The following is a 14655-nucleotide window of genomic DNA, read 5'->3' as shown; positions in this document are numbered from 1 at the left end:
TCTGATTATAAAAACCTTATGTTCCTTCTGACCTTCTGTCTTTATGTACCCTTCCGGGATATAGGGATTAGCGGATTTCGATGTGGAGGGGGTGTGCGACGGTCCATTTGACCGGGAGAGTGACGGTGGAAGAGGTGGAGTCGTATTTCCACGCGCCTTTGGAGAGCTTCTTGCCGTCGACGGTGATTTCGGAGGGACGCACGTCGATGAGGTGGATTTTGAATGTCATGTTTTTCACGGAGGGTGCGCCGGGATAGGTGCCTTCGGCAGTCACGTAGATGTTGATGCCCTCAACCGACGCATCGCCGGTGAAGGTGATGAGCGAGAATGCTTTGTCGGCGAGCGATGAGGTCGACTTGCGGTCATCTTCATACATCACATACTCCGACTTGCCGAGATAGGGATAGTAGTTGACGGTATAGGAATCGGTGCAGTAGTCGCCGGTCGATTTCATGTCGTAGTCAGCTTGCGGGAGGAAGGCTCCTGCGCGGACGAAGAGGGGGAGTACGGAGAGAGGTGCGGGATAGGTGATGGTGTCGCCACCGTGGTAGAATTTCGAGGGGTTGGCGTAGTCCACCCACAGACCTTCGGGGAAGATGACCTGACGCTCGGTGGAGCCTTGTGTCATGACCGGTGCCACGAGGAGGTCGCGTCCCCAGAGGTATTCGTCGGTGATGTCGTCATACATTCCGCTGCCGGGAGTGTAGAAGTTGAGCGGACGCACGAGGGGCTGACCCTGCGAGGCATTTTCGTAGGCGAGAGTGTAGTTGTAGGGGAGCCAGCGGTAGCGTTCCTTGATGAGCGGGAGGATGATGTCCTGCTGTTCGGGATATTTGTAGGGTTCGGCTGTGTCCTGCGCGTGGGTGCGGAGGATGGGGGAGAAGAGGCCGAGCTGAAGCCAGCGGACATAGAGTTCGGGATCGTAGGGGTGCTCCTTGTCGATTGCGAAACCTCCGACATCGTGGCTCATGTAGCCGAGACCGCTGAGACCGGAGTTGAGCATGATTTTCACCTGAGGTTGCAGACCTCCCCATGAGCGGGAGACGTCGGTCGACCAGGGGAAGACGCTGTAGCGCTGCAAGCCGGTGGTGCCGCCGCGCATCATGGTCATCAGTCGGGTGTCGGGGAAGTCAGACTTGAACATGTCGTAGATGACAGCGCTCCAGTCGTTGCCATACTGGTTGTGATATTCGCGCGTGGAGAGTCCGTTGGCGTGGATGCCTGTCTCGGGATGCACTTCCGGTTCGCCAAGGTCTCCCCACCATCCGCCCACGCCTTCGAGGGTGAGTTGCTTGTAGCGGTCGGCAAGCCATGCGCGGGTGTCGGGGTTGGCCATGTCAAACATGCCGCCTTCGCCGACCCAGATTGTGACCTCCTGCGGATTGCCGGTGGAGTCTTTGAGGAGAAGTCCTTTAGAGGCGAGTTCGTTGTAGTTGGCAAGACCCTCACCATTGCGTAGGATGTAGGGTTGCGAGATGATGACGGTGTTGACACCCTGCTTCTTCAGGTCGGCAAGCATCTTCTTGTGGTCGGGCCATTGGGCGGGTTCCCATGCGAGGCGTCCCATGTCCTGCTCCTTTCCATACCAGTAGAGGTCGAGCACAATACCGTCGACGGGATAGCCGGCACGACGGAGAGTGTCGACAACTCCGACAGTCTCATCCTGGGTGCGGTAGCCGTATTTCGACGTGATGTAGCCGAGCGACCAGAAGGGCGGGAGGTCCTGACGGCCTGTGAGTGCGGAGAGTTGACGGGTCGCGTCGGCGAGAGTGCCTGCGCCATTGATGAAGTAGTAGGAAATCGGTGAGCGGGATTCGGAGGTGTAGACAATGGGGTTGGACATCACCATCTCGGCGGCGGCATAGTCGTCGAACACCACGGAGTAGCCGTTGGAGGAGATGAAGAGTGGCATTGTTATGTTCATCTGCGAGATGCGCGGGTCGCCTTCGGTGTAGCCGTAGTTCTGGCGGTTGTACATGACGAGAGTGTCGCCCGCGAGGTTGAAGCTGTGGCCGCGTTCTCCGGCACCGTAGAATGATCCGCTGCCCATCGTCGAGAGCGAAAGGCTCTGACGGCCTCCGGCATTTGTGCGCAGACCGGGGTCGCTGACAGCTTTGTTGGCTCCGGCGTTGATGTCGACCGCACCGCTGATGCTGTCGACCCTCACGACTATCCCGCCACGGGTGGTCATGAGTGCCATGCCGGGAGCTGTCGTGACGGTTGCATCACCTGTGCAGTTTTTGATTACAGAAGCAGCCGATGCCGGGATTTTCTCACCGGGGAGGAGGTTGGAGACTTTGATGATGTTGTCGTTGACAGCGGTCACTACAACTTTCCGACCTGAGGGGGTGGTGAGGTCGATGTCCGCTTGCTGTGACCGGGCGGAGACAAAATGCGGAGCAAGCATGAACGCCACGGCGCCCATGAGTTTTGCCGAACCGATGATTTTCATATTTAGAAATGGAGTGAGTGTAAGTTTTTACAGTTAAAATTTTACGCATTACAAAGTTATGAAAAAATATCGGAATCCGCAATGGAAATAGTGCAGTAATATGAGCTTGTGCAGGAAGGGTACGGAAGGGCACATAAAGACAAAGGGTCAGAAGAAACAAAAGAAATTATATTTTACTCCCGTTATTTGCTGAAATAAATTTTCGATTAGAAGTTATTTCAGCGAGATTGCAAAGTAAAAAAAATCTTTTGTTTCTTCTGACCCTTTGTCTTTATGTGCCCTTCCAGTCCTGGCTTATATCTGAGTCAGGCCGGGATGTTTTTAGTTCTGGCCGTAGTAGGCGCCGGGGCCGTGCTTGCGGTTGTAGTGCTTCTCGATGAGGAGGGGATTCATGGTGAGGTTGGGGTTGACACCGTAGGCTATGTAGGCCATCTTTGCCACCTGTTCCATCACGACGGCATTGTGGACGGCATCGGCGGGAGTCTTGCCCCATGAGAAGGGACCGTGGTTCTTGACGAGTACGCCGGGAGTGTGCATGGGGTTCATGCCCTCGAAGCGCTTGATGATGACGTTGCCTGTCTCGAGCTCGTAGTCGCCCATCACCTCAGCCTCTGTCATGTCGGGGGTGCAGGGGATTGCGTGGTGGAAATAGTCAGCGTGGGTTGTGCCAATGTTGGGGAGGTCGATGCCGGCCTGTGCCCATGCAGTGGCGTAGGTGGAGTGGGTGTGGACCACGCCGCCGATTTCGGGGAATGCGCGGTAGAGCGCGAGGTGGGTGGGGGTGTCGGACGAGGGGCGGAGTTTGCCTTCAACCACGTTGCCGTCGAGGTCGACGACCACCATGTCCTCAGCCTTCATGTCGTCATAGTCGACACCGCTGGGCTTGATGACCACGAGGCGGGTTTCGGGATCTATGCCGGAGACGTTGCCCCAGGTGTAGATGACGAGGCCATGTTTCACAAGGTCGATGTTGGCCTTGAATACTTTTTCTTTTAATTCTTCAAGCATTGTTTTTCGTTTGATTTATTTTTAGTTGAAATAGATGGTCGGTATTTTTTCCTATCGGTTGGTAAAGTTACAAAATTTGGGGATAAAAGAATGTAAGTAAGTGCAGAAATTCCAAAAATGCAGATTTTTCAGCCGTTTTGCTTTGCCGGGATGGTGATTTCCGGCAAGGAGGGTGATTTTTTCGGCTGTATATTGGAATTTAAGGATTATTTGCTTAAATTTGCGAAAACAATAATTACAAACCTATACTATTTGAGGCCCTTATGCCCATCTGAAACCCACGTCGCACAATATATACAATATAAAAAACATAGTATAGTCATGAACAGATTTCTCCAATTATTAGCCGATCGGAATTCGACGGATATTCTTAGATTCGCACTCATTTGGTCCTTGATAATCGCCCTGGTCTCATGGCCCATGTCTATGGGGCTTGGCATCAGCATGGGTGTGATTACAGTGATGTTTGTGTTGAGTATCATACTTCGTCTGAAATCAATCGGATGGTCGATTCTTGCCCTCACAAAGAGGGGTGTATCACACACAGAATCCATATCGATGATAGCTTTTATGATGAGTTTCTGGATTGGGGGCTGTGGCAGCGAGGAGCTGCGTTCGGTCTCAGCGATTGTTGCGACAATAGTGTTGATAGTTGGTCTGACCTTGATGGCCATTGGCCGGTCTGCAAAACACTCTCTTTGAGCGTGAACGGTAAAATAGCGGTTGGCATTTCTTGCCCTCTGAATCTGCCTGAAACATCTAACATTAACAAACCTATGAACATAATATGAAAATTTTAGAAGTCGGAATTTTGGATTTTTTACCTATGCCGTGGCAGATGTCATTAATTGTCATTTCTGCAGGAGTTATAGTCATGCTAATAGTTAATCTTCTCTTAAAAAAACGTATTTCAGATGCGCGAAAGCGTGCGCCGATACTTTTGGTAAGCGGTGTGGCAACTGCAATGCTCTGTATCTTTACAGTTGGATATGCTTTTGACATGTCACTGAAGAAAATGCTTTGGAATGTTTTATTGTTGATTCCGATATGTCTGGTATCACCGGTGTTAGGCAAAAATAATTCTCAAAAAACATAGAAATGTGTTACCATTACATGTACTGTAATAGAAGAATTATAGTACATGTTTTTTTATAATTGAAGTAACACACATCAAGCAAAATGCAATGAAGCCCGCAGGGCGGAATGGCATTTTGTGAAGATGTGGGGAAAAGGAATAACATCCTCCACGGGCATCGAAAATGTCCGATAATATCATCCCGACATACCCAAACCAATTATCTGATATTGAACCATTTCAAGGTAATATAAGGTATTTTTCATCCCACCAATTATACTAATTATCAGGAGGCGTGAGTTATTATCGGACATCTTCGATGCCCGTAGCGATGAAATTATCCATTTACCCCACGCCTCGCTCCCGGATACGAGCTTTGACCTTCGGTCGTCGCTCGTATCCGTCCGCTCGTGGCGGGGCTACCATCATATCGCTGCTGCGCAGCTTCCCTATTTTTTTTCAGGGCACCCTCACTCTGCTGCCGGTACGATTTTTTTGATTTTCCATACTCCCGGTCGGAATTCTATATATGTATTTTTTGGTGCTTGTCGGTAAATTCGTAACTTTGCGGGGAAGATATGCCTCGGGACAATAAGTCCGCCAGTTGACACGGGGCAGACTTCATCGTAAAACTATATTGATAACCAATGCAACAAGCATTTCACCTTAACATTGCATAATACATTATGGAATATCATGAAATAGGTAAAACCGGCATGAAGGTGTCGGCATTGAGCTTCGGGGCGTCGTCGCTCGGAGCAGTGTTCCACGACATCAACGAACCCCGCGCCATCGAGGCTGTCCATGCGGCGGTTGACGGAGGCATGAACTTCATCGACGTGTCGCCTTACTACGGACACTACAAGGCTGAGACCGTTCTCGGCAAGGCTCTGCGCGAGATTCCCCGCGACAAATATTTCCTCTCGACGAAGGTTGGCCGCTACGGCAAGGACGGTGTGAACACCTGGGACTATTCGGCCAAGCGCGCCAAGGAGAGCGTCAGCGAGAGCATGGAGCGCCTCGGCATTGACTATATCGACCTCATAAATGTCCACGACATCGAATTTGCCGACCTCAAGCAGGTTGCCGAGGAAACCCTTCCGGCACTCGTCGAACTGAAGGAGGCTGGTCTCGTGGGCCATGTCGGCATCACCGACCTTCAGCCTGAGAATATCAAATGGGTTGTCGAGAACACTCCCGAAGGAATGGTCGAGACAATCATGAATTTCTGTCACTATACGCTCAACGATGATATGCTCGTCGACTACCTCGACATGTTTGAGGAGAGAGGCATCGGTGTCATCAGCGCTTCCCCGCTGTCGATGGGTCTGCTCTCGCAGCGCGGTGTGCCCGCATGGCATCCGGCGCCCAAGTCGCTTGTCGAAGCCTGTCAGCGCGCCGCCGCCCACTGCAACGCCAAGGGTTATCCCATCGAGAAACTTGCCGTGCAGTATGCAATCAGCAATCCCCGTATCGCCACTACTCTCTTCAGCTCGGCGAATCCCGACAACGTGCGCAAGAATCTTGCGTTTGCTGAGGAGCCGATGGATGAGAACCTCGTTCGCGAGGTGCGCGAGATCATCGGCGACCAGATGCGTGTGCGCTGGAAAAACTCGTAGATTTTTTGCTCTTCGAGCAAATTTAGTATAGAGGAGAAAGTATAGAGTATAGAGAATAGAGAAAGTTTTGAAAATGGAACATTTCATTATAGACGCGCATTCACACTTGTGGCTGCGTCAGGACACGGTGGTGAATGGTCGGCCAATCCGTCCGCTCCCCAACGGCCGTGCCGATTTCATGGGTGAGGAGCGCCAGATGCTCCCGCCGTTCATGATTGACGGGCGCAATACGGTCGAGGTCTTCCTCTCCAACATGGACTATGCGCAGGTGGCCGGTGCGGTCGTCGTGCAGGAGTTCATTGACGGTGAGCAGAACGAATATCTTGCCGAAGTGGCCCGCAAGCATCCCGACCGCTTCTTTGTCAACGGTATGTGTGAATTCCGCGAACCCGGTTTCCTCCCCCGTGCCCTCGAGCTGATGGATGCCGGTTTCCGTGGCCTTGCCATCCCTGCCCACCGCCTCCCCCTTGAGGACGGAAAGCGCGTGTGGCTCAACTCCGACGAGATGATGAAGCTCTTCAAGGAGATGGAACGCCGCGGTGTCATCCTCTCCATCACTCTTGCCGACGGCGACACGCAGGTAGGGGAGATGAAGGAGGTGATTGAGGAGTGTCCCGGACTGAAAGTGGCCATCGGACACTTCGGCATGGTAACTACCGAGGGCTGGATGGAGCAGATAAAGCTCGCCAAGGCTCCCAACGTAATGGTCGAGGCCGGTGGCATCACATGGCTCTTCAACTCGGAGTTCTATCCATTCCCGTCGGCTGTCCGCGCCATCAAGGAGGCTGCCGATGAGGTCGGAATGGACAAACTGATGTGGGGTTCGGACTATCCGCGCACCATCACGGCGATCACCTACCGTATGTCATACGATTTCATCACCAAGTCAAAGGAACTGACCGAAGAGGAGAAACATCTCTTCCTCGGCGACAATGCCGTGAAATTCTACGGTTTCAAGAATCTCCCGCAGCTTCCCTACGTCAAGAATATGTCGGAGTAGTGCGTGTGGATGACTGAAATTTAAGGATACAAAAGAACATAAGGGCAGAAGAAACATAAGTTTTTCCGACAAAATCGGAGGGAATGTTTATTCTTGTCTTTTATCCGGTTGATTCGGTAAAATCATTGAATATAGAAATACTAAAAAGATATAAACGAAAATGCAGTCAGTAAAAATTGTGGCTCCCGGTCGTGTTGTAGTCGAGGAGCAGGCAATGCCGGTCGTAGGACCGGAGGATGTGTTGGTCAAGATCCACTATGTTGGTTTCTGTGGTTCCGACCTCAATACCTATCGCGGAAAGAATCCTATGGCCATCGACCAGGTGATTCCCGGTCATGAAATCGGTGGTACTGTGGAGGAAGTCGGTTCAGCCGTTCCCGCAGGACTTTTTGAAAAGGGCATGAGTGTCACGGTCAACCCTTACACCGCATGTGGCAAGTGTTCGTCGTGCCGGCGTGGCCGTCCGAATGCCTGCCGCCACAACGAGACTCTCGGTGTACAGCGCCACGGTGCCATGTCGGACTATATCGCTGTTCCCTGGTCGAAGATTATCCCCGCTCAGGGTCTCACTCCGCGCGAATGTGCGCTCGTTGAGCCGATGAGCGTCGGTTTCCATGCAGTTGACCGCGGTCAGGTGACCGACATCGACATTGTAGCAGTCATCGGTTGCGGTATGATCGGTCTCGGTGCCATTGTCCGCGCCGCCCTCCGCGGAGCAACCGTCATCGCCATTGACCTCGATGATGAAAAGCTCGCCCTTGCCCGCGAACTTGGTGCCACATATTCAATCAACTCGGCTACAAGCAACCTCGCCGATGAACTCAACCGTCTGACCGACGGCAACGGTCCCGACGTGGTCATCGAGGCTGTAGGTTCACCCTTCACCTACGTTGCAGCAGTCGAGAATGTGGCTTTCTGCGGACGAGTTGTCTGCATCGGTTATGCGAAAGACGATGTTTCGTTCCACACCAAGCTTTTCGTGCAGAAGGAACTCGACATCCGCGGTTCGCGCAACGCCATGCCCAACGACTTCGCTGCCGTCATCCGCTACTTCCTCGCCGGCGGCCGCGACAATGCCGAGAAACTCATCTCAGCAACTGTCACCCCCTCCGAGGCCGGCGAAGCCCTCGCCAAATGGGACGCAGCCCCCGGCAAGGTCTTCCGCATCCTCGTGAAGTTCTGAAACGGAAAGCATACCGATAAAAAATAAGACGGACAGGAGCGACAATTCCGCATAACAATTGTCGCTTCTGTCCGTTTGTCATTAATATATTTGAAACTGCAAATTATAATATGGCGAAAGTATCAAAGAATAAACGTAACACACGAAAATATCTTGTGTCAACGCGAGAATGGCAGGAATCGCATCCTGCCGGATTGTGCCGGTCTTGTCGATATTCCAGGAAATCCGTACTACAGTCCCGAGGAGTCGACAAAAGCTGGTGCAACGTTGTTGTTGCGGGATGATGCATCAATAGAGTTATGCGAATATCTGGTTGATAACAATCTCCTCCCCGATGCCCGTCTTGTCGGCTCGGATTTCCCTGACGACGCTCGCTCATGGTTTGCCCAAAACTCCCTCTTCCTCGCCACAATATACCACTCCGAAACCGCCCAATTCAACATCCCGAAAAAGGATTGATTAGAAGTTCTTTTATCCTATTGGCATTATTGATAATGCCAATAGGATAAAAGAACTTAATACCCCAAAATAGTTTTTTTGTATGAAGTTAGATTTGAAATCTTTTAGAATCCGTCAGTCTTTTGCGCGGCGGATGCCGTAGAGGATGATGACGAGGAAGCAGATGAGGGGGAGGATGAAGGAGAGGTTGACGGCGGGGAGGTTGGCGATTGTGCCGCAGTCGATGATTCGTGCCTGAAGCGGGGGGAGGACCGAACCGCCGAGGATGGCCATGATGAGACCGGCCGCACCGAATTTGGCATCGTCGCCGAGGCCATTGAGGGCGATACCGTAGATGGTCGGGAACATGAGCGACATGCAGGCCGAGACACCGACGAGGCAGTAAACGCCCATGCGGTCCTGGAAGACTATTACACCTACTGTCAGTATGGCTGCTGCTGTGGCAAGCACGGCGAGAAGACGACCGGCGTTGATGTAGCGCAGGAGGTAGGTGCAGACAAAGCGGCTGCAGCAGAAGATTGCCATCGCGATGATGTTGAATTTCTGCGAGAGGACTTCAGCGCTCTTTTCATCAAGACCTTCAAGCATGAACACGCGTGTGCCATACTGGATGATGAATGTCCAGCACATAATCTGTGCGCCTACATAGAAGAACTGCGCGATGACACCTTCGCGGTAGCGGCTGAGCGAGAAGATGCGCTTTAGGGTGGAGAGGAAATTGATGTCGTGTGATTTGTCGCCATTTTTGGGCATTTTGGTGATGGCGATGACGACAAACATCAAGAGGACGACAAGTCCGATGAAGACATAGGGGGTGATAAGTGTAAGAAGGTCTGCGTCGCGCACGGCTTCAAATTCCGCATCGCTGAGTGTAGCGCGGGCTTCCGATTCCATCGGGTTGAGTTTCGCCTGAATGAAGGTCATGGCTGTCCACATGCCGAGCAGTGACCCGACAGGGTTGAAGGACTGCGCCATGTTTAGGCGGCGTGTAGCTGTCTCCTCCGAACCCATTGAGAGAATATAGGGGTTACAGCTTGTTTCGAGGAATGAGAGGCCGCATGTGAGGATGAAGTATGCGATGAGGAAGGGGTAGTAACTTCCGGTCAGCATCGCGGGATAGAAGAGGAATGCACCGCAGGCGTAGAGGCCGAGACCGAGAAGCACACCTGCTTTGTAGGAGAATCTGCGGATAAAGATTGCAGCCGGGAAGGCCATTGCGAAGTAGCCGCCGTAGAATGCCACCTGGACGAGTGTACCGTCGGTGACGCTCATGCGGAATATCTTGGAGAAAGCTTTCACCATAGGATTGGTGATGTCGTTGGCGAAGCCCCACAACGCAAAGCAACTTGTGATGAGAATGAAAGGCACAAGGTAATTTATTCCGTTGGCCCGAAGGAGTGATTGGTTCTCTTTCATTTTTTGTGGAGAATACAGTTTTTTACAGGTTGGTCTAAGGTAAGGGTGAGAGGTAAGGTTTTAGAGGATGACTTCTTTTGATTGGTTTAAAAGAGTGAAGCGATTGTCGGTTCAGTCATACAGATGGAACACCCGTTCCATGGGTTGCCATTTTTCAGCTGATGATGCTCCCGGTTCGGCCTGCTGGAAAATCGACATGTAGTCTTCCCATTCCTGCTGTCTCGGCAGGGTGGCCAGACGGGTCATTGCTTCGTCGAGGTCAAGATCCTCCGGAACTTCAAGAATCATCATCAGGCGTGTCCCGCGCAGGTAAATGTCCATTTCGAGGATGCCCACCTCCTTGATGCCTTCAAGAATCTCAGGCCAGAAGTTTTCTTCGGCATGACGCTTGCGGTATTCGCGGATGAGTTCGGGGTCATCTTTCAGATCGAGTGTGCGGCAGAAACGCTTCACCGACACCTTGTAGGGGCGCATCGGGTAGCCTTTTTCCTTATTTTCCATATATTTCTGGTTTAGATGGGCTATAGCAGATGAAATGCGACGGCAAGAGATAAAAAAGACGGAAGGACAAAGGAAACAAAAGTTGTGACATCATATTATTTCTTCTGTCCTTCCGTATTCTAAAAATCTATGGCTTGTCAATCATGCTACAGCCATGTTTTGATTACTTGTAGATGGGACCGTAGGCGGCACATGCGCGGTAGTCGGAGCCTTCCTTGTCCATGCCGAATGCATTCCATGCGGCGGGACGGAAAATCTTGTCGTCCTCAACGTTGTGCATACATACGGGGATTCGGAGAATCGAAGCGAGGGTGATGAGGTCCTGACCGATATGTCCGTAAGAGATTGCGCCGTGGTTTGCACCCCAGTTGTTCATCACCGAGTAGACATCCTTGAATGCGTCGCGGTCGGGGCAGAGACGGGGAACGAACCATGTGGTGGGCCAGGTGGGGTCGGTGCGCATGTCGAGAACCTTCATGATTTCGGGATCAACGTCGGCTGTCCAGCCTTCTGCAATCTGGAGAACCGGGCCGAGGCCTTTGACGAGGTTGAGACGGCTCATGGTCACAGGCATTCCACCCTTGGTGAGGAAGTTGGAAGAGAAACCGCCTCCACGGAAGTAGTCGCGGTCAGCAGGATACCATGTGGTGGCTCCGAGACACTTTTCAACGTCTTCATTGTTCATTTCCCAGTGGGGTTTCATTGTGGGGTTGCCTTCTGCGTCGACTGATTGGCCTGTTCCGTCGAGGGTGGTCGCACCGGAGTTGATGAGGTGAATCATACCGCCGGCTGCACGGCCTGTAAGTTCTTTGCCGGTCACACGCTTCACAGCCTCGGGGCTCCAGTAAGTGCGGACATCGCTGAAGAACTGGGCACGGTTGGTGAGAAGGTGACCGAAGAGCATTGCAACGCCGTTGCAGGAATCGTTCTCGGTTGCGAATACGAATGCCTCGCGGATACCGTTCCAGTCAAACGAGGTGTTGAGGAGCGCCTCGGTGAAGTCACCGTTGGGATAGAAGTCGGTCCACTGGCGCTGACCCTGGAAACCACCGGCGATTGCGTTGTGGCCGAGAGCCTCTTCCTTGTAGCCCATCTCGCGGAGTTTGGGATTGCCTTTGAGAAGGTCGCGCACGATGAGGGTCATCTTGACAATGAATTCCCAGTCGGCTTCCTTTTCCTCGCGGGTCTTTTTCTTTTCGGGACGGTTCTTGAAGTCCTCGCCTTCGCGGGGCTTGCAATATTTTTCAGTCCACTCCATCGCCTTTGCATATTCCTCCTGGTCGTAGATGCCGAGAGTCATGCGGCGGATGAGTTCTGCAGAGTCGACTGATTCGGTGCGCATACCGAGATATTCCTGGAAGAAGTCAGGGTTGACGATGGAGCCGGCGATACCCATCGAAACAGAGCCGATAGAGAGATACGACTTGCCGCGCATGAGGGCAACTGCGAGAGCCGCACGGGTGAAGCGGAGAAGTTTCTCTGCAACGTCGGCGGGGATGGTATTGTCGTCGAGGTCCTGCACGTCGTGACCGTAGATGCCGAATGCGGGGAGACCCTTCTGTGCGTGAGCTGCAAGAACGGCTGCGAGATATACGGCACCCGGACGTTCGGTTCCGTTGAAGCCCCAGACAGCTTTAGGCCAGTGGGGATTCATGTCCATTGTTTCAGAACCGTAGCACCAGCATGAGGTGACGGTGATTGTTGCGCCTACACCCTCGCGCTCGAATTTCTCTGCACAGGCGGCAGTTTCGGGCACACGGCCGATGGTGCCGTCAGCGATTACACACTGGACGGGGGTTCCGTCAGGGTAGCGGAGGTTGGCTGATATGAGGTCGGCCACAGCTTTGGCCAGATTCATTGTCTTGTCTTCAAGACTTTCGCGGATACCCCCTTGACGGGCGTCAATGACGGGGCGAATACCGATTTTAGGGTAAGTGTTCATGATACTGATGATATTTTGTATAGAAGTTATGATGCAAATCTAATGAAAAAAGCTGAGATTCACTCTATGTGGAGTGTGGAATTTTGGGGACGGCCTTGCGTTTATAGCATTGGCGGTAATCGCAGAGACCGCAGGAGTAATCGAGTTTGCGCACCGTGTCTCCGAGGCCGATGACACCGCTGACAGATTTTATCGGTGTCATGAGACTTGAGTCTGACAGGATGACTCCACACGGATTCTCTTCCGGGAAGAGTGCGAAAAGTTTCTGCTGTTCGCTCACATGCCATCCGCAATATCCGGGACTGAAACGGTTGGTGTGTTTCCATCCGGAAGGGGCGAGGAGAGTCTGAAGCTCCTCTTCCATGCGGTCGGCTGCTTTTTCAGCGATTACGCTGCCGATGGCATCGGCGATGAAGACCTTTACCATGTCGCCTTCCGCCATCAACTTGTGTTGGAACTCCTCGAATTCCATACCTGCGGTTGCGACGAAGAAGGCATATCTGCGTGAGCCTCTGAGCTGACGCGAGATGATGCGGCCAATCGAGAAGTCGCGCCCGACGGCAGAGAGGAGATTGCTGTCGGTGTCAAGGGAGCCATCGGTGATGAAGAAGCAGAATCTTGCACGGAGGAAGGAGCTGATATGCTCACACAGGCTTGCAGTCTCCTTGACGGTCATTTCGTCGGGGATGGCTGAGCCGTAGCCCATCTGTTCGTAGATGTCGGCCGGGCTGATGGCAAGACTGTCGAATGTAAGCTCCTTTTTAATCATTGTTCAATGGTTAATGATATGTCTTTTGTGCAGATTCTTCGTTTACGATTGGCTGCGGTTGAATTCTTCGAGAGTTTCGAAGAATGTGTCGATATTGGCGAAGGGGGTATGCGGCGGAGTGTCGCAACCGCTCGAAAGCACGAAATTGGGATATTCCTTCATCCGTTCGAGCAGTTTACGCGTCTCGGTGCGCATCTCATCCGGAGTCGCATCCTTGAACACCGAAACCGGGTCGAGATTGCCCATCGCAAGTGCATCGGCAGGAACCTCGCGGATGACTTCGGCCATGTCGCATTTGTTGCCGAAGTGATAGGCACCGGCACCGGTGGCCACCATCGCGCGGGTGCAGTGACCGGTGTTGCCGCAGTTGTGGAGTATGACGGTAAAATAGTCGTCCTGCACTTTGTCCACGATATATTTGACGTAGTCCGAGGAGAAACGTTTGCAATCCTCGTCCGACATCAGTCCGGCTGCAGGCTCGGCCATGACTACGCCGTTCACGCCTGTTTCCTTCAGCGCCTTGCAGTATTTCAGGATATAGTCAGTGCATTTTGAAAGAAGTGTATGTGCGGCATCGGGATTCTGATATATGAGAATCATGATTTCCGACATGTCGTAGAGACGGCCTGCGAGAGAGAAAGGCCCGATGCAACCCGCGAGGACCGGACGGTCGGTGATTGACCGTGCGGCAAGAAGGTTGGCTTTTATATATTCGGGGACCCTGCCGGCTTTGAGCGAGGGGACTTTCAGGTTGTCTATGTCCTCCGGAGTGTCCAGAAGATGGCCTATGACAGCGGGGACTTCGTTTTCGGGAAATGATATTTCCGCACCGAAGGCTTCCGCTTCGACAGTGAGGTCCATAATGACCGTAGCAGCCGCAGTGGGATACTTTTCGGCAAGCGCCACGATGGCTTTATGGTGTGTTTCACCGTCGCTTACGGCTTTAAGCACCGTATCACCTATTATTTCAATTCCCGGATGGGTCATCACAGGGATGGCTTCAACATTTTTGCGCTCTATTATATCGCGCATCCACCGGGTCATATTCATTTTCATGGTTTTTACAATATGCTGAAATTGGAGAATTATCGAATCTGACTGCAAATATACTTCTTTTCAGCTTAATTCTATATAAAAATTTTCTAATTTCATTGAGAATTTGTATCTTTGCTTTACATTATCTAACTTTCATGCCGGATTGACAGCTTTTCGTGCATGATTGCAACTTTAG

13 protein-coding genes are annotated in these 14655 nt (G+C 52.2%); 6 read left to right on the top strand and 7 right to left on the bottom strand.

What is annotated here, in order from left to right; genetic code table 11:
- Positions 1-67: 67 nt before the first annotated feature.
- Complete coding sequence (locus QZ310_RS06615; protein ID WP_297071665.1) at positions 68-2452, bottom strand: TIM-barrel domain-containing protein; 2385 nt, start codon at positions 2450-2452, stop codon at positions 68-70.
- A gap of 321 nt (positions 2453-2773) precedes the next feature.
- Complete coding sequence (locus QZ310_RS06610) at positions 2774-3460, bottom strand: L-ribulose-5-phosphate 4-epimerase (RefSeq protein ID WP_297071663.1); 687 nt, start codon at positions 3458-3460, stop codon at positions 2774-2776.
- Between the two features lie 420 nt (positions 3461-3880).
- Between QZ310_RS06610 and QZ310_RS06605 the strand changes: the two genes are divergently transcribed.
- From QZ310_RS06605 to QZ310_RS06580, 6 genes are all read left to right on the top strand, one after another.
- Positions 3881-4162 (top strand): hypothetical protein, encoded by a 282-nt coding sequence (locus QZ310_RS06605; RefSeq protein WP_297071662.1) that lies wholly within the window; start codon positions 3881-3883, stop codon positions 4160-4162.
- Positions 4163-4247: 85 nt separating this feature from the next.
- Positions 4248-4556: a hypothetical protein gene (locus tag QZ310_RS06600; protein WP_297071660.1), complete on the top strand. Its 309-nt coding sequence runs from the start codon at positions 4248-4250 to the stop codon at positions 4554-4556.
- A gap of 665 nt (positions 4557-5221) precedes the next feature.
- Positions 5222-6154, top strand: a complete 933-nt coding sequence (locus QZ310_RS06595) for an aldo/keto reductase (protein ID WP_297071658.1) — start codon at positions 5222-5224, stop codon at positions 6152-6154.
- A 73-nt stretch (positions 6155-6227) separates the two neighbouring features.
- Positions 6228-7154: an amidohydrolase gene (locus tag QZ310_RS06590; RefSeq protein ID WP_297071655.1), complete on the top strand. Its 927-nt coding sequence runs from the start codon at positions 6228-6230 to the stop codon at positions 7152-7154.
- 160 nt (positions 7155-7314) lie between these two features.
- A complete protein-coding gene (locus QZ310_RS06585; protein ID WP_297071653.1) occupies positions 7315-8337 on the top strand; it encodes a zinc-binding alcohol dehydrogenase family protein in 1023 nt (340 codons plus the stop codon).
- Between the two features lie 153 nt (positions 8338-8490).
- Complete coding sequence (locus tag QZ310_RS06580; protein WP_366141953.1) at positions 8491-8796, top strand: DUF3843 family protein; 306 nt, start codon at positions 8491-8493, stop codon at positions 8794-8796.
- A gap of 114 nt (positions 8797-8910) precedes the next feature.
- Here the strand turns inward: QZ310_RS06580 and fucP are convergent, their stop codons facing one another.
- The 5 genes from fucP to QZ310_RS06555 all read right to left on the bottom strand — a co-directional run bounded on the left by fucP (position 8911) and on the right by QZ310_RS06555 (position 14480).
- The gene (fucP, locus tag QZ310_RS06575; RefSeq protein WP_297071649.1) at positions 8911-10212 is read right to left on the bottom strand and encodes an L-fucose:H+ symporter permease; all 1302 of its coding nucleotides are present in this window, start codon (positions 10210-10212) and stop codon (positions 8911-8913) included.
- Between the two features lie 111 nt (positions 10213-10323).
- Complete coding sequence (locus QZ310_RS06570; RefSeq protein WP_297071645.1) at positions 10324-10713, bottom strand: L-rhamnose mutarotase; 390 nt, start codon at positions 10711-10713, stop codon at positions 10324-10326.
- A 163-nt stretch (positions 10714-10876) separates the two neighbouring features.
- Complete coding sequence (fucI, locus tag QZ310_RS06565; RefSeq protein ID WP_297071643.1) at positions 10877-12655, bottom strand: L-fucose isomerase; 1779 nt, start codon at positions 12653-12655, stop codon at positions 10877-10879.
- Between the two features lie 64 nt (positions 12656-12719).
- The gene (locus QZ310_RS06560) at positions 12720-13424 is read right to left on the bottom strand and encodes a vitamin B12 dependent-methionine synthase activation domain-containing protein (protein WP_297071642.1); all 705 of its coding nucleotides are present in this window, start codon (positions 13422-13424) and stop codon (positions 12720-12722) included.
- A gap of 42 nt (positions 13425-13466) precedes the next feature.
- On the bottom strand, positions 13467-14480 hold the full coding sequence (locus tag QZ310_RS06555; protein WP_297071639.1) for a uroporphyrinogen decarboxylase family protein: 1014 nt from the start codon (positions 14478-14480) through the stop codon (positions 13467-13469).
- Positions 14481-14655: the final 175 nt, after the last annotated feature.

Origin of the sequence: uncultured Duncaniella sp., from assembly GCF_910577345.1 — a bacterium.
Lineage (GTDB): Bacteria > Bacteroidota > Bacteroidia > Bacteroidales > Muribaculaceae > Duncaniella.
Note: the sequence above shows the minus strand (reverse complement) of the source record. Positions and strands in the feature narration are given on the sequence as shown.